The 22,070-nt window shown below is 63.5% G+C and carries 21 protein-coding genes; 9 read left to right on the top strand and 12 right to left on the bottom strand.

Going from position 1 to position 22,070, the window contains the following annotated elements; all coding sequences use genetic code 11:
- The first annotated feature begins 239 nt into the window (after nt 1-239).
- The gene (gene dnaE / locus ABEB22_RS07730) at nt 240-3,752 is read left to right on the top strand and encodes a DNA polymerase III subunit alpha (protein ID WP_406869993.1); all 3,513 of its coding nucleotides are present in this window, start codon (nt 240-242) and stop codon (nt 3,750-3,752) included.
- An 81-nt stretch (nt 3,753-3,833) separates the two neighbouring features.
- Here the strand turns inward: dnaE and map are convergent, their stop codons facing one another.
- Nucleotides 3,834-4,646 carry a type I methionyl aminopeptidase gene (map, locus tag ABEB22_RS07735; RefSeq protein WP_406869994.1) on the bottom strand — a complete coding sequence of 271 codons (813 nt, stop codon included), beginning with the start codon at nt 4,644-4,646 and terminating at the stop codon, nt 3,834-3,836.
- Between the two features lie 117 nt (nt 4,647-4,763).
- On the opposite strand from map, the gene ABEB22_RS07740 reads away from it, so the two are divergent.
- From ABEB22_RS07740 to ABEB22_RS07750, 3 genes are read left to right on the top strand one after another with little or no spacing between them, the layout of a single operon-like run.
- A complete protein-coding gene (locus ABEB22_RS07740) occupies nt 4,764-5,507 on the top strand; it encodes a molybdopterin-binding protein (protein WP_339113450.1) in 744 nt (247 codons plus the stop codon).
- The gene (locus ABEB22_RS07745; RefSeq protein WP_406869995.1) at nt 5,504-6,226 is read left to right on the top strand and encodes a GNAT family N-acetyltransferase; all 723 of its coding nucleotides are present in this window, start codon (nt 5,504-5,506) and stop codon (nt 6,224-6,226) included. Before ABEB22_RS07740 ends, ABEB22_RS07745 begins: the two co-directional genes overlap by 4 nt.
- Nucleotides 6,223-7,176, top strand: coding sequence for an OmpA family protein (locus ABEB22_RS07750; protein ID WP_339113448.1), 954 nt, complete (start codon nt 6,223-6,225; stop codon nt 7,174-7,176). The genes ABEB22_RS07745 and ABEB22_RS07750 overlap by 4 nt, the downstream gene beginning before the upstream one ends.
- Here ABEB22_RS07750 and ABEB22_RS07755 read toward each other — a convergent pair whose 3' ends face one another.
- The 4 genes from ABEB22_RS07755 to ABEB22_RS07770 all read right to left on the bottom strand — a co-directional run bounded on the left by ABEB22_RS07755 (nt 7,177) and on the right by ABEB22_RS07770 (nt 10,747).
- A complete protein-coding gene (locus tag ABEB22_RS07755) occupies nt 7,177-8,082 on the bottom strand; it encodes a LysR family transcriptional regulator (RefSeq protein WP_339113447.1) in 906 nt (301 codons plus the stop codon).
- Nucleotides 8,083-8,306: 224 nt separating this feature from the next.
- On the bottom strand, nt 8,307-8,960 hold the full coding sequence (locus ABEB22_RS07760) for an HAD family hydrolase (RefSeq protein ID WP_406871136.1): 654 nt from the start codon (nt 8,958-8,960) through the stop codon (nt 8,307-8,309).
- Nucleotides 8,960-9,529 (bottom strand): 16S rRNA (guanine(966)-N(2))-methyltransferase RsmD, encoded by a 570-nt coding sequence (gene rsmD / locus ABEB22_RS07765; RefSeq protein ID WP_339113446.1) that lies wholly within the window; start codon nt 9,527-9,529, stop codon nt 8,960-8,962. Before rsmD ends, ABEB22_RS07760 begins: the two co-directional genes overlap by 1 nt.
- 3 nt (nt 9,530-9,532) lie before the next feature.
- Nucleotides 9,533-10,747: an NAD(P)/FAD-dependent oxidoreductase gene (locus ABEB22_RS07770; RefSeq protein WP_406869996.1), complete on the bottom strand. Its 1,215-nt coding sequence runs from the start codon at nt 10,745-10,747 to the stop codon at nt 9,533-9,535.
- 78 nt (nt 10,748-10,825) lie between these two features.
- Here ABEB22_RS07770 and ABEB22_RS07775 point away from each other — a divergent pair, with 78 nt between their 5' ends.
- The 3 genes from ABEB22_RS07775 to ABEB22_RS07785 all read left to right on the top strand — a co-directional run bounded on the left by ABEB22_RS07775 (nt 10,826) and on the right by ABEB22_RS07785 (nt 12,721).
- Nucleotides 10,826-11,314, top strand: a complete 489-nt coding sequence (locus tag ABEB22_RS07775) for a peroxiredoxin (RefSeq protein ID WP_339113444.1) — start codon at nt 10,826-10,828, stop codon at nt 11,312-11,314.
- A gap of 107 nt (nt 11,315-11,421) precedes the next feature.
- Nucleotides 11,422-12,366, top strand: coding sequence for an aldo/keto reductase (locus ABEB22_RS07780; protein ID WP_339113443.1), 945 nt, complete (start codon nt 11,422-11,424; stop codon nt 12,364-12,366).
- A complete protein-coding gene (locus ABEB22_RS07785; protein WP_406869997.1) occupies nt 12,359-12,721 on the top strand; it encodes a YigZ family protein in 363 nt (120 codons plus the stop codon). Before ABEB22_RS07780 ends, ABEB22_RS07785 begins: the two co-directional genes overlap by 8 nt.
- On the opposite strand, the gene ABEB22_RS07790 is transcribed toward ABEB22_RS07785, so the two are convergent.
- The 7 genes from ABEB22_RS07790 to smc form a co-directional block, all read right to left on the bottom strand.
- On the bottom strand, nt 12,718-13,119 hold the full coding sequence (locus ABEB22_RS07790) for a 4a-hydroxytetrahydrobiopterin dehydratase (protein WP_339113442.1): 402 nt from the start codon (nt 13,117-13,119) through the stop codon (nt 12,718-12,720). The two genes, ABEB22_RS07785 and ABEB22_RS07790, sit on opposite strands and share 4 nt — an antisense overlap.
- A gap of 67 nt (nt 13,120-13,186) precedes the next feature.
- Nucleotides 13,187-14,125 carry a mechanosensitive ion channel domain-containing protein gene (locus ABEB22_RS07795; protein ID WP_339113441.1) on the bottom strand — a complete coding sequence of 313 codons (939 nt, stop codon included), beginning with the start codon at nt 14,123-14,125 and terminating at the stop codon, nt 13,187-13,189.
- A 57-nt stretch (nt 14,126-14,182) separates the two neighbouring features.
- On the bottom strand, nt 14,183-15,349 hold the full coding sequence (locus tag ABEB22_RS07800) for a GNAT family N-acetyltransferase (RefSeq protein WP_350935043.1): 1,167 nt from the start codon (nt 15,347-15,349) through the stop codon (nt 14,183-14,185).
- A 45-nt stretch (nt 15,350-15,394) separates the two neighbouring features.
- Nucleotides 15,395-16,162: a glycerophosphodiester phosphodiesterase family protein gene (locus ABEB22_RS07805; protein ID WP_406869998.1), complete on the bottom strand. Its 768-nt coding sequence runs from the start codon at nt 16,160-16,162 to the stop codon at nt 15,395-15,397.
- Nucleotides 16,155-16,619, bottom strand: coding sequence for a RidA family protein (locus tag ABEB22_RS07810; protein ID WP_339113438.1), 465 nt, complete (start codon nt 16,617-16,619; stop codon nt 16,155-16,157). Before ABEB22_RS07810 ends, ABEB22_RS07805 begins: the two co-directional genes overlap by 8 nt.
- A 142-nt stretch (nt 16,620-16,761) precedes the next feature.
- Entirely contained in the window at nt 16,762-17,238 is a 477-nt protein-coding gene (locus ABEB22_RS07815; protein ID WP_339113437.1) for a YbjN domain-containing protein, read from the bottom strand.
- A 16-nt stretch (nt 17,239-17,254) separates the two neighbouring features.
- On the bottom strand, nt 17,255-20,713 hold the full coding sequence (gene smc, locus ABEB22_RS07820) for a chromosome segregation protein SMC (protein WP_406869999.1): 3,459 nt from the start codon (nt 20,711-20,713) through the stop codon (nt 17,255-17,257).
- A 278-nt stretch (nt 20,714-20,991) separates the two neighbouring features.
- Between smc and ABEB22_RS07825 the strand changes: the two genes are divergently transcribed.
- Together ABEB22_RS07825 and ABEB22_RS07830 are read left to right on the top strand one after the other, a co-directional pair.
- Nucleotides 20,992-21,348, top strand: coding sequence for a CidA/LrgA family protein (locus ABEB22_RS07825; RefSeq protein WP_339113435.1), 357 nt, complete (start codon nt 20,992-20,994; stop codon nt 21,346-21,348).
- The gene (locus ABEB22_RS07830; RefSeq protein ID WP_339113434.1) at nt 21,341-22,057 is read left to right on the top strand and encodes an LrgB family protein; all 717 of its coding nucleotides are present in this window, start codon (nt 21,341-21,343) and stop codon (nt 22,055-22,057) included. The genes ABEB22_RS07825 and ABEB22_RS07830 overlap by 8 nt, the downstream gene beginning before the upstream one ends.
- Nucleotides 22,058-22,070 lie beyond the last annotated feature (13 nt).

Consider the following 22,070-nt stretch of genomic DNA (forward strand, 5'->3'; position numbering starts at 1 on the left):
CGGGGGCGCGGTTCTGGGATGCGTGAACCTGTGCTCAGAAAAGCGTGGCCTGTGGGGCGGGTGCAAGGCTGAACTGACGGTTTGCGCCAGAATGGCGGGCGGAATGCCTTCAAATTGTGCGCATTGCCTGAAGAGTGGTCAATTGGAAATTCGCCTTGGTGGGTGGGGCGGGTGAAATTTGACCGGCCTTCCGCGTGATCGGCCTTTTCGCAGCCGCGCGGGCCGCATAGATTGGAGGGATGACAGAGCCTCGATTCATCCATCTCCGCGTCCATACCGAATATTCGCTTCTCGAGGGCGCCGTGCCCGTGAAGAAGCTGATCAAGATGTGCGATGCGGCCAATATGCCCGCAGTCGCTGTCACCGATACCAATGCGATGTTTTCCGCACTGGAGTTTTCGGTCACGGCCAAGGGGGCAGGGTTGCAGCCTATCTTGGGCTGTCAGGTCTCGCTGGCCTATGATCCGGCGCGTCCGGGCGAGAAGATCCGGTTGCCGGCACCGCTGGTGCTCCTTGCGCAGAACGAGAAGGGCTACGAAAACCTGATGGAGCTGTCGACCTGTCTTTATGTCGGCAAACATGGGGATCTGGTGCAGGTCACCACCGAACAGCTGGAACGGCATGCAGAGGGCATTATCTGTCTGAGCGGTGGGGCCGAGGGGCCGGTGGGCAAATTCCTCCAAGCCGGTCAGCCCGAACGGGCGCGGGCGCTGATGGAAGAGCTGGCGCGCATCTATGCGGGACGGTTCTATGTGGAGCTGCAGCGCCACCCGGGCGAGGACGGGCGCACCATGGAGGCCGAGCGGCTGACCGAGCGCGGCTTTGTCGAGATGGCCTACGAGATGGGGCTGCCACTGGTGGCCACCAATGATGTCTTTTTCCCCAAGCCCGAGATGTATGAGGCGCATGATGCGCTGATCTGCATCGGCGAGGGGGCCTATGTGGATCAGGCCGATCCGCGCAGGCGCCTGACGCCTGCCCATTATTTTAAATCCGAAGCCGAGATGGTCGCGCTGTTCGCGGACCTGCCCGAGGCCGTGGAGAATACGGTCGAGATCGCCCGGCGCTGCGCCTATGGCGCTTCGAAAATCGATCCGATCTTGCCGAAATTCGCCGATGACGAGATCGAGGAATTGCGCAAGCAGTCCTGGGAGGGTCTGCGCAAGCGTCTGGAGGTGATCGAGGCGGCGGCGCCTGTGGAGGAATACGAGGAACGGCTGAAATTCGAGCTCGGGATCATCGAGCAGATGGGCTTTCCGGGCTATTTCCTGATCGTGGCCGATTTCATCAAATGGTCGAAGGCCCATGATATTCCGATCGGTCCGGGGCGGGGTTCGGGGGCGGGCTCGCTTGTGGCCTATGCGCTGACCATCACCGACCTTGATCCTTTGCGCTACTCGCTCCTGTTCGAGCGGTTCCTGAATCCCGAGCGGGTTTCGATGCCCGACTTCGATATCGATTTCTGCATGGATCGTCGCGAGGAGACGATCAAATATGTGCAGCAGAAATACGGGCGCGAGAAGGTGGGGCAGATCATCACCTTCGGTGCGCTGCTCTCGAAAGCCGCCGTGCGCGATGTGGGGCGTGTGTTGCAGATGTCCTTCGGGCAGGTGGACCGCCTGTCGAAGATGATCCCCGTCGAGGGGGTGAAACCTGTCTCGATCGAGAAGGCGCTGGCCGACGAGCCGCGTCTGCGCGAGGCCGCAAAGAACGAAGAGGTGGTCGCCCGCCTTCTGAAATATGCCCAGCAGGTCGAAGGGCTCTTGCGCAATGCCTCGACCCACGCGGCGGGTGTGGTGATCGGGGACCGTCCGCTGGACCGGCTCGTGCCGCTCTATCAGGATCCGCGCTCGGATATGCCCGCGACCCAGTTCAATATGAAATGGGTCGAGAGCGCCGGGCTCGTGAAGTTCGACTTCTTGGGTCTGAAGACGCTGACCGTCGTGCAATCGGCGATGAACCTGATCTTCAAATCGGGCAGGCCGCTCCATGTGGATGCGCATGGCAATACGCTTTACGAGCCGGCGCCGGGCGGGGAAAACCAGATCAACCTTGTGCCTCTGGATGACCAGAAGACCTATGATCTTTACTCGGCGGCGCATACGGTCGCGGTGTTCCAGGTGGAATCCGAGGGCATGAAATCGGCGCTCCGGCAGATGAAGCCCACCTGTATCGAGGATATCGTGGCGCTTGTCGCGCTCTATCGTCCGGGTCCGATGGAGAATATCCCGACCTATTGCGATGTGAAACACGGGCGCAAGCCATTGGAGTCGGTGCATAAGACCATTGACCATATCTTGGCCGAGACGCAGGGCATTATCGTTTATCAGGAACAGGTGATGCAGATCGCGCAGGAGATGGCGGGCTATACGCTGGGCGGCGCCGACCTTCTGCGCCGCGCGATGGGTAAGAAGATCAAGGAGGCGATGGATGCCGAGCGCCCGAAATTTGAATCGGGGGCGGCGAAAAACGGGGTCGATAAGAAAAAGGCCTCGGAGGTGTTCGACCTTCTGGAGAAATTCGCCAATTACGGCTTCAACAAATCCCACGCCGCCGCTTATGCGGTGGTCAGCTATTACACCGCTTGGCTGAAGGCCAATCATCCTGTCGAGTTCATGGGCGGGGTGATGAATTGCGATATCCATCTGACCGAGAAACTTGCGATCTATGCACAGGAGGTCAAGAAGGGCTTGGGCGCGGAGATCGTGCCGCCTTGCGTCAACCGCTCGCTCTCGACCTTTGATGTGGTGGACCAGAAGCTGGTTTACGCATTGGGCGCGCTGAAGAATGTGGGCGTCGAGGCGATGGAACTGATCGTGCAGGCACGGCAGGTGGAGGGGAAGGACAAGCCCTTCCGTGACCTCTTCGATTTCGCGCGCCGCGTTGATCTGAAGCGGGTTGGCAAGCGGCCGCTGGAGATGCTGGCGCGGGCGGGAGCCTTTGACCAGCTGGACCCCAACCGCAAGCGGGTGTTCCAGTCGCTCGACAGCCTTGTGGCATGGTCGGGGGCGGTGATCGAGGCGAAGAACTCGGCACAGGTGTCGCTCTTTGGCGATGCGGGCGATGATCTGCCGCCGCCGCGTATGGCCGATACCGATGACTGGTTGCCGGGCGAGAAACTGGCCGAGGAGCATAAGGCCATCGGCTTCTATCTCTCGGGCCATCCGCTGGAAGACTATATGCCCGCGCTCAAGCGCAAGAAGGTGATGACCCTCGACGAGATCCATGCCAAGGCGGTAGGCGGGCCCTTTGCGGCGAAGATCGCGGGGGAAGTCGCCTCCGTGCGCGAGAAGAAATCGGCCAAGGGTAACCGCTTTGCCTTTGTGGCGCTCTCGGATGCATCTGGGCCCTATGAGGTGGCCTTCTGGTCCGAGGCGCTGGAGGCCTGCCGTCCGGTGCTCGAGACGGGGCGTCTTCTGGTGCTCAACGTCAAGGTCGAGGTGGATGGCGAGTCGGTGCGTATGGTGGCGGGCTCTGCCAGCCCCGTCGATACGATGGTGGCCGATGCCGGTGGCACGGGGCTGATGATCCATGTGGAAACCCCCGAGGCCGTGCCTTCGATTGCCTCGCTGCTGACGCGGCTCGAAGAGGAGGGCAAGGTGCGCTCGCGCGGACCGATCAGTTTCACGGTGTTCGATGCCGAGAAGAATTGCCGCTACGAGCTGGCCACGGGGCGGGATTTCCCGGTGAACCCGCAGATCAAGGGGGCGATCAGGTCCCTGCGCGGCGTGTCGATGGTGGAAGAGATCTGAGGGCGGGGTCGATTTCCTCGGGGCCATCGAGGCCCCGAAGAAATCGGTCAGGCCGCGCGCGGGCGCGACCTTCCTGCTGCCTTATCCCCAGGTCGGGTGGAAGCGGTTGGTTGCGCTGAGCGTGAAGATCTCGCAGCCATCCGCCGTGACACCCACGCAATGTTCGAACTGTGCCGAGAGCGATTTATCGCGGGTGACGGCGGTCCAGTCATCGGCCAGCACCTTGGTATCGGGACGGCCCAGATTGACCATCGGCTCGATGGTGAAAATCATGCCTTCCTCGAGCACGGCCCCCGAGCCCGCGCGGCCATAATGCAGCACATTCGGCGGCGCATGGAAGACGCGGCCTACGCCATGGCCGCAGAAATCTCGCACCACGCTCATACGGTTGGCCTCGACATATTTCTGGATCGCATGGCCGATATCGCCGAACGTATTGCCCGGCTTCACCTGTTCGATGCCGATCATGAGCGCGTCATAGGTGACCTGGATCAGGCGTTCGGATTTGCGCGAGAGATTGCCCGCCACATACATGCGCGAGCTGTCACCATACCAGCCATCCTTGATGACGGTGATGTCAATATTGAGGATGTCGCCATCCTTGATCACCTTGTCACCCGGGATGCCGTGGCAGACGACGTGATTGACCGAGATGCAGGAGGCATGCTGGTAGCCGCGATAACCGATCGTTGCCGAAGTGGTGCCGAGTTCCTCGACGCGCTTGCGGATGAAGGTTTCCAGATCCATCGTGGTGATGCCGGGGCGGACATGCTGGGCCACCTCGTCGAGGATCTGCGAGGTCACCGCACAGGCGGCGCGGATGCCGTCAAAATCATCCGTGGTATTATAGATGCGGATCCCGTCTTTCGTCACGCGGCCTTGGGCTTCATCCACCGGCTCTCTCCTTCAATCGCTTATGCCTAGTTAATCACAAAATGATGCCATGACTAGGGCTTGGGCTTTTCGCTTATGTCAACCCGGCCTATACCTGTGCACAAAGGAGATAAACCCATGTCTGACGCGAAGAAGCCCAATCCCACTGCTGCTATCCTCATCATCGGGGATGAAATCCTGTCGGGCCGTACCCGCGAGGGCAATGCCTATTATCTGGCAGGCGAGCTGACCAAGGCGGGGATCGACCTGAAGGAAGTGCGCATCGTGTCCGATGATCAGGACCAGATCGTGGGCGCGATCCATGCGCTGTCGAAAGCCTATGACACGCTTTTCACCTCCGGTGGCATCGGGCCGACCCATGACGATATCACCGCCGATGCGGTGGGTGTGGCCTTTGGCGCGAAGGTCGATGTGCGCGACGATGCCAAAGCGCTGCTGGCCGCGCATTACGCCCAACGCGGGGCGGAGTTCACGCCGGCGCGGATGCGGATGGCGCGGATCCCCGAAGGGGCCACGCTGATCGACAATCCCGTCTCCGTCGCGCCCGGCTTCACCATGGGCAATGTGCATGTGATGGCGGGCGTGCCCAATGTGTTCCAGGCGATGGTGGCAAGCGTGCTGCCCACGCTCACGGGCGGTGCGCCGGTCCTGTCGCGCAGCCTGCGGGTGCCGCGCCCCGAATCCGAGATTGCCGAGCCTTTGCGGGATCTGGCCGAGACCTATTCCGACCTGTCCTTCGGGTCTTATCCCTTTGTAACGGATGGAAATTACGGCGTGAATCTTGTGGTGCGCGGGCAGGACGAGACGCGGCTCGAGACCGCCTTCGCCGAGCTACAATCGGCGTTTTCGGAGGGGCAATGACCTCTGGCACCGCGACCGGCTTTTATGAATTGATCGACGCCACATGGCCTGCCGCAGCCTTCCATAGGGCGGGCGGCTTTGTGGTGCGCGATGGCAAGGGGGGCGGCAGCCGTGTAAGCTCGGCAAGCCTCGAGGTGCCACTCTCCGAGGCCGATCCGGAGGCTGCGATTGCCTGCCATCGCGCTCTCGGGCAGCCGGTCAAGTTCCAGATCCGCGAAGGTCACGAGGCGCTCGACGCAATGCTGGAGGCGCGGGGCTATGAGTGTTTCGATCCGTCGCTTGTCTATCGTGCCCCCGTCGTGGCTTTTCCGCAGGACATCCCCGAACTGGCGGCCTTCCCGCATTGGCCGCCGCTGGCCGTGACCCGCGAGATCTTCGAGGAGGATGGCATCGATGCGGCCCGTCAGGCAGTGATGGCGCGGGCACAGGGGCCTGCTTGTGTCATTCTGGGTCGTAACGGGGATCGCGCGGCGGGGGCTGCTTTTGCGGCCTGTGCGGGGCGCGAGGCCATGATCCATGCGCTTACGACCCGCCCCGAGTTCCGCCGTCGTGGCGTGGCGGGCCATATTATGTCCGAGGCGGCCCGCTGGGCGGGGGCGAACGGGGCCACCGCGCTCAATCTTGTCGTGCGCGCGTCCAATACAGGGGCGATCACGCTTTACGAACGGCTGGGGATGACCCTGCAGGGCCGCTATCATTATCGTCGGGAAATCCTATGACCATGTTTCGTTCCGCCTTGCTTTCGATTGCCCTTTCGGGGCTGGCCGTCGTTGCCGCCCGCGCCGAGCCCCTGCAGCTCGATCTGCCGGAAGATGCCACGATCAGCGCCTCCGATAGTAACCCGGCCACCGATTACAGCCTGCTGACCGGGCCGTGGACCTCTGCCGCTCCGGCTTCGGCACGGGCGCTGGAGGGCACGCGGATCGATACCGCATGGCGGCTGCGCGGCAACCAGCAGACCACGCTGCAGATCATGGCGCCCTTGCGGAGCCAGATCGAGAATGCGGGCTACAAGGTGCTTTATGATTGCGCGACCGAAGCCTGTGGCGGGTTCGATTTCCGCTACCAGCTCGATCTTCTGCCCGAGCCTGGGATGCATGTGGATCTGGGAGATTTCCTCTATCTTGCCGCGCGCAAGGGGCCGGAATATCTGGCGCTGACAGTGAGCCGCTCGTCGAATTCCGGTTTTGTGAACCTCACCACGCTGAGCGCCGGTGTGGTCGATGCCGCGCGTCCCGATAATCCGCTGCAGATTACCACAACCAAGGGGACAGGGCAGGAAAGCCGCCCCATCGGGACGCTTTTGCAGACCGAAGGTCATGGGGTTCTGGACGGGCTCGATTTTGCAAGCGGTGCCGACGAGCTGAAACCCGGCAGCTATAACAGTCTCGCGGCGCTGGCCGATTATCTGGCCTCGGCGCCCGAGGCCAGTATCGCACTCGTGGGGCATACCGACATGGAAGGCGCGCTTGCAGGCAATATCGATCTGTCGAAACGCCGTGCAGAGGCGGTGCGGCAGCGCCTGATCAGCGATTACGGCATCGCCCCCGAGCGGATCGTGGCCGAGGGCGCGGGGTGGCTTGCGCCCATCACCACCAACCTCACCGAGGAGGGGCGGCGCACCAACCGGCGTGTCGAGGCCGTGCTGACCTCGACCTCGCTCGAGTGATCACCAGTTGTTCGGTCCGCGATCCTGAAAGGTATCCACGAGGAAATCCATGAAGGCGCGGACTTTGGGCTGGGTATAGCGGCCCGGGGGATAGATCGCATAGATCCCCATCGTGTCCTCGGGCAGATCGGGCAGGGCTTCCTCGACGATCCCCTTCTTCAGCGCCTCTGCGCACAGGAAGGAGGGTAGGTAGGCGATGCCCAGCCCGCTGATGGCCGCCTGCAGGAGCGATTGCCCGTCATTCACCGTCAGCCAGCCTGCCGAGCGCACCTGACGACGCTCGCCGGAGGGGGCGGTGACCTTCCAGACATTGCCGGTCGACTGGTTGGAGTAATGTAGAAGTTTGTGGCTGTTGAGATCGTCGATCTTCATCGGACGGCCGTATTTCTGGAAATATCCGGGGGCCGCGATCATCTTCTGTCCGGTCTCGGTCAGCTTGCGCGCACGCAGGCTGCTATCTTCCAGCTCGCCCAGACGGATCGCCATATCGAACCCTTCCGAGATCAGCTCCACATAGCGGTTGTTGAGCACCATATTCACATTGATCTCGGGATAGGTGCTCAGAAACTCGCCCAGAACCGGCGAGAGAAGATGCACACCGAAATCCGTTGCAACCGAGATGCGCAGTGTCCCCGAAGGCGCCGTCTGCATAGAGGTGACCAGCGCGTCGGCCTCGCCCGCATCGTTGAGAACCCGTCGCGCGCGGTCATAATAGGCCATCCCGATCTCGGTCGGCGAGACACGGCGCGTGGTGCGGTTCAAAAGCCGCGCCCCCAGCCGCGTTTCCAGCGCGGAAACATGTTTCGAGACCGCAGATTTGGAAATTCCCATCTTTCTGGCCGCGTCGGTAAAACCGCCCTGATCCACGACCGTGGCGAAGGCTTCCATTTCTGTCAGACGGTCCATGCTCGGCAACCCTTGATTCATTTCGACTTTTCGAAGATCGGGGCCAAATCGGGCTGAATTGGGGCTACGAATGGACAATACAGGGGAATCGCCAAAATGGGTGCGCTGACGGAAACGGTTTCACCCTTTATACACGCTGGGGTTGGGCCGGAGGCGCGTTAGCGCCGAGCGGATCTGGCAGGGCCTCAATGGCGCTGCCAGATCCGGCACCCTTTGCGGTAGGCTCAGGCAGGGAGACCGATCAACGCGGGCACTTGGGCCATATCGTTAAACAGCTCCGCCCCTGTCGCAGCAAGCTTCGGATACTCGCCCTGTGGCGCATAGCCCAGACAACGCATGCCTGCCGCCGCGGCAGCGTCTGCTCCCGGCGGACTGTCTTCGATAACGACACAGTGCTCGGGCGCAACCCCCAGCACGGCGGCGCAATGAAGATAGAGATCGGGCGCGGGTTTCGGGCGGACGACATCCTCCTGACCGGAAAACAGCCGCCCTTCCAGCTTGGCACGGATCTCGGGATGCTGGCCGAGGGTCGCATCCATCTTCACATGCCGCCCGTTCGAACCTACCGCATAGGGGACGCCCGCCGCATCCAGCCGCTCCAGCAGCTCGGGCACACCGGCCATCAGTGGCGTGCCGGCCCGCAGACGCTCGCAAAGCGTGGTGTAATAATGATCGGCCCAGTCTTCGGGCAGGGTGGCGCCCATCTCCCGGGCACGCATCGCGCAGCCCTCGATCGTGCCGCCGATGAACATCCCCTCCATCTCGTGCCGTTCCAGTTCCAGCCCGTGGGCCGCGAACTCTTCCTGTAGCAGCTCGAAGGTCATCGGCTCGCTATCCACCAGCACCCCGTCGCAGTCGAAAATTACCGCCTTGATCATCATTCTTCCTCCGCCATTACGGCCAGTGTCACGATCGTGTCGCCATATTTCCGCTGGTCCACCTGTTCCAGCGGCGCCGGCACCACAGGCGCCACATTCTCTTCCCAGACCACCATCGCACCGGGCGCGATCCAGCCGTTCTCCACGCAGGACGCGATCGCCTTCTCGCCGAGCCCCATGCCATAGGGCGGATCAAGGAAGATCAGGTCATAGCCCTCGCCACGGCAGGGTCCCATCTTTGTCGCATCGCGCCGCCAGAGGTCGGTCACCCCCATCGCCCGCATCAGCTCGATATTCTTGCGCAAAAGCACCCGCGCGGGCGTGCCCTCATCGACAAAAGCCACGCGCTTGGCTCCGCGCGACAGCGCCTCCAGCCCCAGCGCACCAGTGCCCGCAAACAGATCCAGCACCCGCGCCTCGGGGATCGGGTTGCCATGCGTGCCATTGACCAGCAGGTTGAAGATCGATTCGCGCACGCGGTCCGTCGTGGGGCGCAGATGGCCCTTGCTATCGCCTTCGCCCACTTCGGTCAGTTTCAGCCCGCGCTTCTCGCCACCAATAATCCGCATTTTTTACCGCCGCATCAGGGATTTCAAATCAGCCGCCGCCTCGATCTCGGCGGGCGTCACATCGGACCCCGCCTCGATCAGGCGCTTGCCCACCATATAGGCCCGTGGCGCGTCGAGCGCATCCACCGCAATCAGGTGATCCTCGCGGAAATACCAGAAGCTCTCGCCATCCACATCTTTCGCGATCACGCGGGTATAGCCGCCATTCCAGCCCGCAATCTGGAGTTTCGAGGCAAACATATCCGACCAGAACCACGGTTTCGGCTGGTAGGTCTCAGCGGCGCCCAGCATGTTGCGCGCTACCAGTTCGCCCATATCGATGGCGTTGCCCACCGATTCCAGCCGCATCCGCGCGCCGTGCAGGTCGATCTCGGCGCAATCGCCCGCCGACCAGATATGCGGATCCGAGGTGCGCCCCTGAGCATCGGTCACGATCCCGTCGCCCAGAACCAGTCCGGCTTCCTCGGCAAGCCGCACCGAAGGCGTGACACCGATGCCCACCACCACCAGATCGGCGGGCAGGACTGTGCCATCGACCAGCTCGACGCTGTCCACCACGCCTTCCCCGCGTAAGGTGCGCAGGCCGGTGCCCTCCCTGATTGTTACGCCTTGGGCCTGATGCAGCGCGCGCACGGCATCCGCCGTCTCGCGGCAGGCCACACGGCGCAGGATACGCTCGGAGGCCTGCACCAGCACGACATCCAGCCCGAGCTTGCGGGCCACAGCGGCGGCCTCGAGCCCGATATAGCCGCCGCCGATCACGACAAGCCGTTTGCCCGCCGCCATCTGCGGCTGGAGCGCTTCGATATCGGCCAGTGTGCGGATGGTGAACACATTCCCCAGATCACCACCCAAAGCTGCCGGCAGGCGTTTGGGGTCGGCGCCTGTGCAAAGCGCCAGCTGGTCATAGCGGATCCCGGCCTTTGCGGTATGCACAACGCGCGCCGCCGGATCGATGCGCAGGGCCGGCTCGCCCAGCCGCAGGGTGACATTCTGTTCGGCCCAGTATGCGGACGCGCGCAGGGTGAGCCGCTCCAGCGGCATCTCGCCCAGGAGATAGGCTTTGGACAGAGGCGGACGCTGATAGGGCGCCACGGGTTCCTCGCCGATGATCGTCAATGCGCCGTCATAGCCTTCGGCACGCAGCTTGGCCGCCATCGAGGCCGCTGCCTGGCCGCCCCCCACGATGACGATGCCCCCGTTCACGATCTCCGGCATTTCTCTTTCCCTCTGGTGCTTTGTTGGACGAACCCTATATCGTGCGGGCAACCATGTGCAACGCGACAGGAGAGCGACATGACAATCAGTGAAGGCGACGTGCTTCCCGGGGCCACCCTTTTGACGGTTGGTGCCGAAGGCCCGACCACCGTATCTTTGGGCGACAAGATGAAAGGCCGCAAGGTCGTTATCTTCGGTCTTCCGGGCGCGTTCACCGGCACCTGCACCACCGCCCATGTGCCGAGCTTCATGCGCACCCGTGATGCCTTTGCCGAGAAGGGCGTGGACGAGGTGATCTGTATCACCGTCAATGACCCCTTCGTGGTCGATGCGTGGTCGAAAGCGACCGGCGCGGGCGAGGCGGGTCTGACCATGCTGGCCGATGCCGAAAGCGCCTTCACCAGCGCCATCGGCATGAATTTCTCGGCCCCCGCCATCGGCTTCAAGGACCGCTCGGCCCGCTACGCGATGTATGTCGAGGATGGCGTGGTGAAGGTTCTGCACAAGGAAGAGAATGCCGGCACCTGCGAGATCTCGGGTGGCGAGGCGCTTCTGGCGGCGATCTGAACCGGCCCATCTTGAAAAGTGCGGTAAATCCCGTCACCAATGGCCCTTCGGGGCCATTTTTTATTTCTTTTTCCGCACGGGCGGCCCTTCTGTATAGGATGACCAGTATGCTGCACAAACCGCTCGGCCGTTCGGGCCTGACTGTCTCGCCCTTCGTGTTCGGCGGGAATGTTCTGGGATGGACCGCGGATCGGGCGACCTCTTTTGCCATGCTGGACCGGTTGGTGGAGGCGGGGGTAACCTCGATCGACACGGCCGACAGCTATTCCTACTGGGGCGAGGGGATGAAGGGCGGCGAGTCCGAGGCGATGATCGGCGACTGGCTGGCCCGCCGCAAGCGCCGCGACGATGTGGTGATCTATACCAAGGTCGCCAAGCTCTCGTGGCGCAAGGGGCTGCGGCGCGACAATATCCTTGCCGCCATTGACGAGTCGCTGACCCGACTGCGCACCGATTATATCGATCTCTATTTCGCCCATGCCGATGACGCGGATGTGCCGCAGGAAGAGGTGCTCGAGACCTTCGAGATGCTGCGCGTGCAGGGTAAGATCCGCGCGGTGGGGGCGTCGAATTTCGCCCCCGACCGTCTGGCCGCGGCTCTGGCACTGGCCAAGCAGATGAATGTGAAGGGCATCGAGGTGATCCAGCCCGAATACAGCCTGAGCACGCGCGAGAGTTTCGAGAAAGAGCTGCTGCCGCTGGTCAAATCGCAGGAGTTGGGGGCTGTGACCTTCTTCACGCTGGCGGCGGGGTTCCTGTCGGGCAAATACCGCACGCAGGCCGATTTTGCGGGGATCCCGCGCGCGCGCCATGCCGCGAAATATCTGGATGCGCGGGGCTTGCGCATTCTGCAGGCTCTGGCGGAGATCGCCGATGGCGTCGGCGCCCCCATGGCGCAGGTGGCAACCGCCTGGGCGATGGCGCGCGAGGGCGTCTCGGCCCCTATTGTCTCGGCCTCGAATATGGATCAGCTCGATACGCTTCTGGGCGCGATCGACCTGCAGCTGTCTGATGAGGCGATGGCCAGCCTCGAGGCGGCCTCCGATGGGTAAACTGACCACTATCGACGGGATCATCAGCGATCGCGGGTCGAAATATGCGGTCTCCGGCGCGCCTTGTGCCTCGGAAGACGAGGCCAAGGCCCTGATCAAGGATCTGTGCCGCACCAAGAAATTCGCCAAGGCCACGCATAATACATGGGGTCTTCTGACCTCTGATGCGCCGGTGAAAAACGATGATGGCGAGTCGGGGGCGGGCATGGTGATCCTGCGGATGCTCGAACGCGAGGGGCTCGAGAACCACCTGATCGTGGTCACCCGCTGGTATGGCGGCAAGCATCTGGGGGGCGACCGCTTCCGCCATGTGCAGGAGGCCGTGCGGATCTATATCGAAGCACTGGCCGGTTAATCGAGCAGATCCTCGCCAAGATCTGGGCGTGGATCGGGCTCCTCCACCTCGTCCTGACCGGGTTCGCGCTCGAGCAGCGGCGACTGGAACAGCACCTTGCCCTTATGCGGAATGGCATCGAGTGCGCGGGCCAGTTCGAAATCCAGAATGCTCAGACCCTTGCAGGAATGGGTCGAGAGCTCGATATCCACCACGTTATAGACATTGCGCCAATCGGGGTGGTGATCCATCTTCTCGGCCAGCAGGGCCGCCTGTGCCATAAAGCCCCAGGCCTGTTCGAAATTCTCGAATTTCCAGACTTTGCGGATCGCGTCGGATTGTTTGGCCATGCGCCAGCCGCTTTCTTTCAGCAGGGGCATCAGGGAGGCGCGTTCGTCCTGATTGAGCTTCGTGGCCATCGTGTTTTCCCTATATCGAAACGGGCAGGAAAACCCTGCCCGTCTATGAGTTTACCCGAAATCCGGCCTACTTCAATTTATCTTCCGCAGCGGTTTGCGAAACAGGGGTTTCGCTCGGCGCGGACAATTCCCTGACCGATACTTTCGGCTTGGCCATCTCCAGCTTGTTGTCGAAGATGATCTCGCGGGTCGGGAAGGGAATGCCGATGCCGTTGGCATCGAATTCGCGTTTCACGACTTCGAACAGCTCCCAGCGGAACTTCCAGTAAACGTCCGTCGTGGCCCAGGCGCGGAATAGCAGGTTGATCGAGCTGTCGCCCAGCTCCTTCACGCCGATGGTAGGGGCGGGGTCTTTCAGAATGCGCGGGTCCTCGTCCACGATCTTCTGCAGGATGTCCTTGGCGACCTTGATATCGCTGTCATAGGAGATACCGATGGTCAGATCCATCATGCGGGTGGTGTTGGCCGAATAGTTGGTAATGGCCGAGGACCAGATATCCGAATTCGGCACGACGACCTGAATGCCATCATAGGTTTTCAGGATCACATAGAAGAGCGAGATCTCGGTCACGGTGCCCGCATTGCTGCCCGCCTGCACATAATCGCCCACACGGAAGGGGCGGAACATGATGATCATCACGCCTGAGGCGAGCGAGGACAGCGTGCCTTGCAGCGCCAGACCGATGGCCAGACCGGCGGCACCGATCAGTGCGGCCAGCGAGGTGGTCTGGATGCCGAAGCGGTTGAGAATGAAGATGAAGCCGATCGCGAGGATCAGGTATTTCGCGATATTGCCCAGAAAGCCGAACAGCGTCGCATCCAGGCGCTTGTGGCGCGCGGCCAGATTGCCGATGCGGCCCTTGGCCCAGCCCGAAATGACCAGCGCGACGATCAGGATGACCAGCGCGGCCAGCACGTTCAGCGTGCCCAGCACCACGGCATCAATACGTTCGGGGGTGATCCACTGGCTCACATCTGTCAGGTTTTGCAGGTTCAACTCGTCCATGCGTCTTCAGGTCCTTTGTTTCGTTCGGGCGCGGCCTAGGGGGCATGGTGCCGAAGATCAACCCCCGCTGCGGAAGGGCCCCATCTCGGTCATCACCTCGACATCCTCGTCGATGGCCGCGCGTTCGGCCTCCAGATAGTCCGAAATCGCGCGCCGCAAACCCGGATGGGTGATCCAATGCGCGGAATGGGTGATATGCGGCAGATAGCCGCGCGCCAGCTTGTGCTCGCCCTGCGCGCCCGCCTCGACCCGCGCCAGACCATGCGCCAGCGCATAATCCACCGCTTGGTGGTAGCAGAGTTCGAAATGCAGATAGGGGTGATCCTCGATGCAACCCCAATAGCGGCCATAAAGGCAATCGCGCCCGATCAGGTTCAGCGCGCCCGCCACAGGGCGGCCCTCGCGGAAAGCCAGCACGAGCAACACATCCTCGCGCATCCCGTGCAGCGCATCGAAAAAGGCCCGCGTCAGATAGGGCGTGCCCCATTTGCGCGCGCCGGTATCCTGATAGAACTCCCAGAACGCATCCCAGTGTTCGGGCCGGATCTCGTCGCCGGTCAGTTGCCGGATCTCGCCGCCGAAGGCTTGCGCCCTTGCGCGCTCCTTCTTCAGCGCCTTGCGCTTGCGCGAGGAAAGCTGTTCGAGGAAGGCGTCGAAATCGGCATAGCCCTGATTGTAGAAATGGAACTGTTGCCCGTGGCGGTGCAGATAGCCCGCGCCCTCGGCCAGATCGGCCTCGTCTTCCGGGCAGAAGGTCATATGCACAGACGACAGCCCGTTGTTTTCGGCCACTTGCGCCATGCCCGCCAGAAGGGCGGCACGGCCTGCCTCGGTCTGGCCCGCTGCGGTCAGCAGGCGCCGCCCCGTGCAGGGTGTAAACGGCACCGCACATTGCAGCTTGGGATAATATTGCCCGCCCGCCCGCTCGAAGGCATCAGCCCAGCCGTGGTCGAACACATATTCGCCCTGACTATGGGATTTGACGTAAAGCGGGGCCACGCCCAGAACGGTTCCGCCTGCCCGTGCCACAATAGGCCGCGGGTCCCAGCCCGTGCCGCGTCCAACCGAGCCCGAACTCTCGAGCGCCGAGAGGAACCGGTGCGTGGTGAACGGATCATAGGCCCGTCCGCCATCCGCCACTTCGGGGCAGGCACAGCTATCCCACAAAACGGGGTCGATGGCCGAGACACCCCCGGCCAGTTCCAGTTCGATCGTGTCACTCATCGCAGGCTCCTGTCGGGGCTGATGATGACGGCATCGGGCGTGAGGTCAAGCGTCGGGCAGGGCCGGGGCATAGCCTTCGAAGGTCACGTTTTCGGCAACCTCGCGCGCCTTGGCCTCGGCTTCGGGCGAGCGGATCGTCCAGCACAGGATATGCGCACCCTCGGCCTTCAGCGCTGCCACCCGCGCCATCCCGAGGTCTTTCCAGTGATGCGAGATGAACGAGGCGCCCACTCGGTCGTAATCGGCGATCTCGCGCAACCGGGCGCGTTGATCGTCGTCAAGATCGGGGAAGTCTTCCGCCGACCATTCGGCATAGGTGGTCAGGCCAACGGTCACTTCGGGGGCGGCCGCATGGAAAAGCGCAATGGTCTCGGGGTTGAACCCCATCACCGCCACGGGGCCCTGATAGCCGCGCAGCGCCTGTGCGGCGGCGTCCTCCAGCGGGCCCAGCCCCGCGCCATTGCGGTCGTTCTGGTTCTTGATCTCGACCAGAAGCGGCACTTGGCCGGCCACCAGATCGAGCACCTCGGCAAAGGTCGGGATGCCCTCATCGGCATCGCGCAAGGGGATCGCCTGCAACTCGGCGGCGGTGCGGGCATGGAGCGGGCCGGTCTCGCCGGTCAGACGGTCGAGGAGATAGTCATGGAAGACCATCGCCACACCATCCGCCGAAAGCTGCAGGTCGATCTCGATCCCGTAACCTGCCGCAATCGCCGCCCGGATGGCTGCGAGGCTGTTCTCGGGGCGGCGTTGCGCCCGGTCATGATAGGCCCGATGCGCGATCGGCAGGCTCAGGAATCGCGGATCAAGCATCTTTGATCTCGAAGACCGCGTCAATCTCGACCGCCACACCAAGGGGCAGCGAGGGGGTCGCCACAGCCGAGCGTGCATGGCGGCCCACATCTCCGAAGACCTCGACCATCAGGTCCGAGCATCCGTTCACGACCTTGGGCTGATCGGTAAAATCGGGGGTGGAATTGACGAAACCGCCCAGTTTGACCACGCGGGTGATCCGGTCCAGATCGCCAAGCGCGGCCTTTGCCTGCGCAATCAGCGCCAGCCCGCACAGGCGCGCGGCGGCAGCGCCCGCTTCGACATCCATATCCTCGCCCAGACGGCCTTTCACCAGACCATCGGCGCCCGAGGAGATCTGGCCCGAGATGAACAGCTGGTTGCCGGTGATCACGAAGGGCACATAATTGGCGGCCGGCGCGGGGGCTGCGGGCAGGGTGATGTTCAGTTCGGACAGGCGGGATTCGATCTTCGACATGGGGTCCTCTTTGTCAACGCGGTGGAATGCCGGTTCGGCGGCGCAATTCGCACCGGACGCTAGGCGCGCATCCCGAAAGGCGCAAGCGGAATGCGCCTGCAAAGCGGAGTGTCATCAGAATATCACAGGCCGTGGGCAGGGCTTACCAGCCGATGAAGTGCTCGAAGTCGCGGGTGACAGTCTGCCAGAGGCCGAGCGAGGTGGAGAAGTTCTGTTGGGTCACTCCATTGCCTGCCATATTGATATCCATCTCGATGAAGGGATCGCCGTCGTCATCGAGATAGGCGCGGCCGAAGCGGTTGTCGCGGTTCCAGTCGTTGATCCGGCGGGCGTCGAGCGGTCGGTCAAGGTCATACCCCGTCGAGAACTGGATGTTCTGGCACTGCGCGCCACTTTTGCAGCCGTAGAAATAGACCGAGAAATGGGTGCCGTTCAGCTGGCTGACCAGCATAGGCGCGCCGTAATCATCGGTTTCCTGCTGGGCCTGCAGGCCATCGGCCCGCATCGCGGCAAGAATGGCCGCGGGAGTGGCGGTGACGGTATTGGCCAGCGCCGGAGAGGCTGTAAGCGGGGCTGCCAGACCGGCCAGCATGGCCAGTGATACCAGAAGCTGTTTCATGATTATCCTTCAGGTCTCAGGCGACCATTGCCTCGGCCTTCTTGAGATCGACCGATACCAGCTGGCTTACACCCTGTTCCTGCATTGTCACACCAAAAAGACGGTCCATCCGGCTCATCGTGACCGCATGGTGGGTGATGATGAGGAAACGGGTCTCGGTGCGGCGCGTCATCTCGTCCAGAAGGTCGCAGAAACGGGTAACATTGGCATCGTCCAGGGGCGCGTCGACCTCGTCGAGCACGCAGATCGGAGCGGGATTGGCCATGAAGACGGCAAAGATCAGCGCCATCGCGGTCAGGGTCTGCTCGCCGCCCGACAGCAGCGATAGCGTCGAGAGCTTCTTGCCCGGCGGCTGGCACATGATCTCGAGACCGGCCTCGAGCGGGTCATCGGATTCCACCAGCGCCAGACGCGCATCGCCGCCCGAGAAAAGATGGGTAAAGAGCTGGCGGAAATTCTGGTTCACCTGTTCGAAGGCCGCCAGGAGGCGCTCGCGCCCCTCGCGGTTGAGCCCGTTGATGCCGCCGCGCAGCTTGGCGATGGCATCTTCCAGATCGCCTTTCTCGGTGAACAGCGTGTCATGTTCTTCCTGAATGCTTCGCGCGTCTTCCTCGGCGCGCAGGTTGACCGCCCCCAAAGCATCGCGGTCGCGTTTGAGGTCGGCCACCGCCTTTTCCAGCTTGGCAATGGTCGGCATATCCCCAGGCGCGATATCGAGGGATTTCAGCAGGCTCTCCGGGGCCAGATCCATCTCGTCGCTGATCCAGTCGACGGCCAGCGTCAGCGCCTCGCGGGCGCTCTCCACGCGCGTTTCGGCCCGCGCGCGGGCCTCGCGGATCTCGGAGGCCTGTTTTTCCGTCTCGCGTTCGACGGTCTGGGCCGTGCGCAGGCGGCTTTCGGCATCCTGAAGCGCGGTGGTAGCCTTGGATTTGCGCGCCTCCGCCTCCTGGATCTGCTCGCGCAGTTCGTCGCGGCGCTCGTTCAGCTCCTCGGGCAGGGCCATAGCCTCCTCGAGTTCCTCCAGCGCCTCGGCGCGGCGCTCGGCCAGCTCGGCCCCATGGCGTTCGGCGGTGGCCAGACGGGTCTTCCAGCCGCCCAGCTGCTCGGTGATCTCTGTCTGGCGACGGGTGCGGGCCTCGCCTTCGCGGCGGACCTCGTCCTGTGCCGAACGACGGGTGAGCATGGTCATCCGCGCGGCCTCGACCGTGATCTTCACCTGATCCATTTCCTCGCGGGCGCGCGACAGGGCGGGCAGGGCATTGATCGCGGCCTGTGCCTCCTCGAGGGTCGCGCGTGCGGCACGGGCCTCCTCGGCATGGCGGCCCTCGGCCTGACGGGCGGCTTCCAGACGGCCTTCGGTGACCGAGCGGTCGGCCTCGGCCTTGGACATCAGGCGCTGTGCCTCGGCGAGGCGCTTGTCGGCCTCGCGGCGGGTGTCGCGGGCACGTGCATAGGCCAGATTGGCATCGGCAAGCTTCTGTTTGAGCTGTTCGTGATTGCGCACGGCGGATTGCGTCGAGGCTTCGGCCACGGCCAGATCGGCGCGCAGATCGCTCAGGCGGTTCTGCTGGCGCAGGCGTTGGGCCGCGGCAGAGGGCGCATCCTCGGCGCCCGCGCGTAGCCCGTCCCAGCGCCAGAGATCGCCCGCAAGCGTGACAATCCGCTGGCCGGGACGCAGATCCTTGTGGAGCGCATCGCCCTGATCCCAGCTTTCCACCACACCGATCTGGTTCAAACGGCGGGTGAGCGCCTCGGGTGCCTGCACATAGCGCGCGAGTGCCTGCAGACCTGCAGGGAGCGCAGGTGCGTCGCTATAATCGGGCAGGGTCAGCCAACCCGAGCCTGCATTTCCTGCCGCTTCGGGCGCGTTCAGGTCATCGGCCAAAGCCGCGCCCAAGGCGGCCTCATAGCCTTTGGAGACGCTAATCCGGTCAAGGATCTGCGGGCCCGACATGGCGTCGCGGTCCAGAAGCCGGGTGAGGGCCGAGACCTCGGATTTCAGCGCGCTCATCTCGCCTTCGGCCTCGGCGCGCGCCTCGCGCGCCTCGGCCTCGCGGGTTTCCAGCGTGCCACGCAGATCATCGGCGCTATGGAGCGCCTCTTCGGCCTGATCGGTCATCTCGGTGGCCTCGGAGGCGGCTTCCTGCGCGGCCTCGATCCGGCTATTGACCTCGGCCAGCGCTTCCTCGGCCTCCGTTGCATTCAGTCGGGCAGTAGCGGCCGCACGGTCGAAGCGTTCGGCGCTTGCCTGACTGTCGGCCAGTTGCCGCTCGGCAGACTGGTGACGGGCGGCCAGCTGGGCCACATCGCCGGTCAGCTGGTCAAGGATCTCCTCGCGGTCCCGCGCGATCTCGGCGGCCTCTTGGGCGGCCTCCTCGGCGGCGGCCAGCGCATCCTCATGGCCGGCGCTGTCGCGCGCGATCTGGCGCAGCTCGTATTCCAGCCGCTCCAGCGTCTCGCCCGCGTCGCGGTTGAGGCTGGTCTCGCGTTCCATGTCGCGGTCGATCTGGGCAATGCGGCCCTTGAGCGTCTCGATCTGGCTGCGGGCCTGGGCTTCCTGTTGCGAGAGCTGGTCCTGTGAGAGAACGAGCCGCTGCAGAATGGCGGTGGCCACGGTATCCTCCTCGCGCATGGGCGGCAGGATCTCTTCGAGGTTGGCACGCAATTCGGCGCTGTCGCGGGCGGCGCGCTCGGCCACGCCGGCATTAGCTATGATCGCGGAAAGGGCCTTCTCGGCCTCCTGACGGGTTTCGTCTGCCTCGAGCCAGCGGCGATAGAGGAGCATCCCCTCGGAGCGGCGCAACTCCTCGCCGATCTGGCGGTATTTCGCGGCCTGCCGCGCCTGACGGGCCAGGCTGTTGAGCTGTCCGGCCAGCTGGTCGATCACATCATCGATCCGCTCGAGATTGGCCTCGGTGGCCTTGAGCCGCAGCTCGGCCTCGTGGCGCCGCTGGTAGAGACCCGAGATCCCCGCGGCCTCCTCGAGAATGCGGCGGCGGGCCTTGGGTTTGGCGTTGATCAGCTCGTTGATCTGGCCCTGACGCACCAGCGCGGGCGAATGCGCCCCTGTGGACGCATCGGCAAAGAGCATCTGCACGTCGCGGGCGCGCACGTCCTTGGTATTGACCTTATAGGCCGAGCCCACATCGCGGGTGATGCGACGGGTGATCTCCAGCAGGTCGCTATCGTTGAAGCCCGAGGGCGCGAGGCGTTCCTCGTTGTCGATCTGCAGCACGACCTCGGCAAAGTTGCGCGCGCCGCGGGTCGAGGTGCCCGCAAAGATCACGTCTTCCATCCCGCCGCCGCGCATCGCCGAGGCACGGTGTTCGCCCATCACCCAGCGCAGAGCCTCCAGAAGGTTCGACTTGCCGCAGCCATTGGGGCCGACCACGCCTGTCAGCCCGTCCTGAATGACGAGATCGGTCGGGTCGACAAAGCTTTTGAAGCCGTTCAGACGCAAGCGGGTGAAACGCAAGGGCACCATTCCTTCCAAGGCAGGCATGCGCGGGGGCGCATCTGTCCCGCAGCCTATGCCGCCGCGGGATTTGGGCGCCTTTTCCCAGCCGATCCGCGATGTGTCAATTCAAAGACACAGTCGCGCGCGGGGAAAGGCCGATTTATCCCCAGATTATCGCATTTATCGCGGGGCTGTGTATTGGTTCGAGTTGTCCGGACCTTGTGGAGACGGGATGGCGGTGCCATACCGACGCTGCGGGAGGACAGGTATTCACGGTTTTGCACACCGGAGGGATTATGGTCGCTGCCTTTGCTTTCATTCTGTTATTCCAGCTCGTCGGAGAGGTGCTCTCGCGCGGGCTCGGCCTGCCGCTTCCGGGGCCTGTCCTGGGCATGATCTTCATGCTGGCGTCGTTCTTTGCCTCGGCGCGTCTGCGCGAGGTGGTGCAGCCCACGGCCAAGGGGCTCCTGTCGCATCTGTCGCTTCTCTTCGTGCCGATCGGGGTCGGGGTGGTGGCCCATATCCCGACTCTGATGAGCCATGGTCTGGCGCTGGGGCTGTCGCTGGTGCTGTCGACCGCGCTGGCACTTGTGGCGGGGGCTGCGGCCTTTGCCGTCACGCTGCGGCTGACGAAGGGGGCGGGCAATGAGTGATCCGTCCACCATCTGGTCCTATCTCGCCTCGCAGCCGCTTCTGTGGCTCTGTGCCACGCTCTTTGCCTATTGGGCGGGCGATGCGATCTTCCGCGCCTCGGGGCGACAGCCATGGGCCAATCCGGTGGCGATTGCGGTGGTGTTGCTGGGGGGGCTGCTCACGCTGACCGGTACCCCCTATGACCAGTATTTCGAGGGCGCGCAATTCGTGCATTTCATGCTGGGACCGGCGACCGTGTGCCTTGCGGTGCCGCTCTATGCCAATCGCCGTGAGATCCGCAAGACATGGCTTCCGATCGCGGTGGGGCTCGTGGTGGGCAGTTTCGTGGCGATTTTCTCGGCCTTGGGGATTGCCTGGGCTTTGGGGGCCGATCATGTGCTGCTGGCAACGCTGGCGCCGAAATCGGCCACCGCACCGGTGGCCATCGGGATCAGCGAGCGGATGGGCGGCGAGCCCACGCTGACGGCGGCGCTGGTGCTGCTGACGGGGATGATCGGGGCGATCATCGTCTCGCCTTTGCTGAACCTGATCGGGGTGCGCGACTGGCGCGCGCGGGGGCTGGCCACAGGGGTGGCCGCCCACGGGATCGGCACGGCGCGGGCCTTTCAGGTGCATGAGCAGGCGGGGGCCTTTGCCTCGATCGGGATGGGGCTGAACGCGATCCTGACGGCGATCATCGCGCCTCTGGTGATGGGCTGGTTTTTCTAGGCCAAGCGGTGCG

It is taken from the genome of Thioclava sp. 'Guangxiensis' (assembly GCF_045348365.1).
Lineage (GTDB): Bacteria > Pseudomonadota > Alphaproteobacteria > Rhodobacterales > Rhodobacteraceae > Thioclava > Thioclava kandeliae.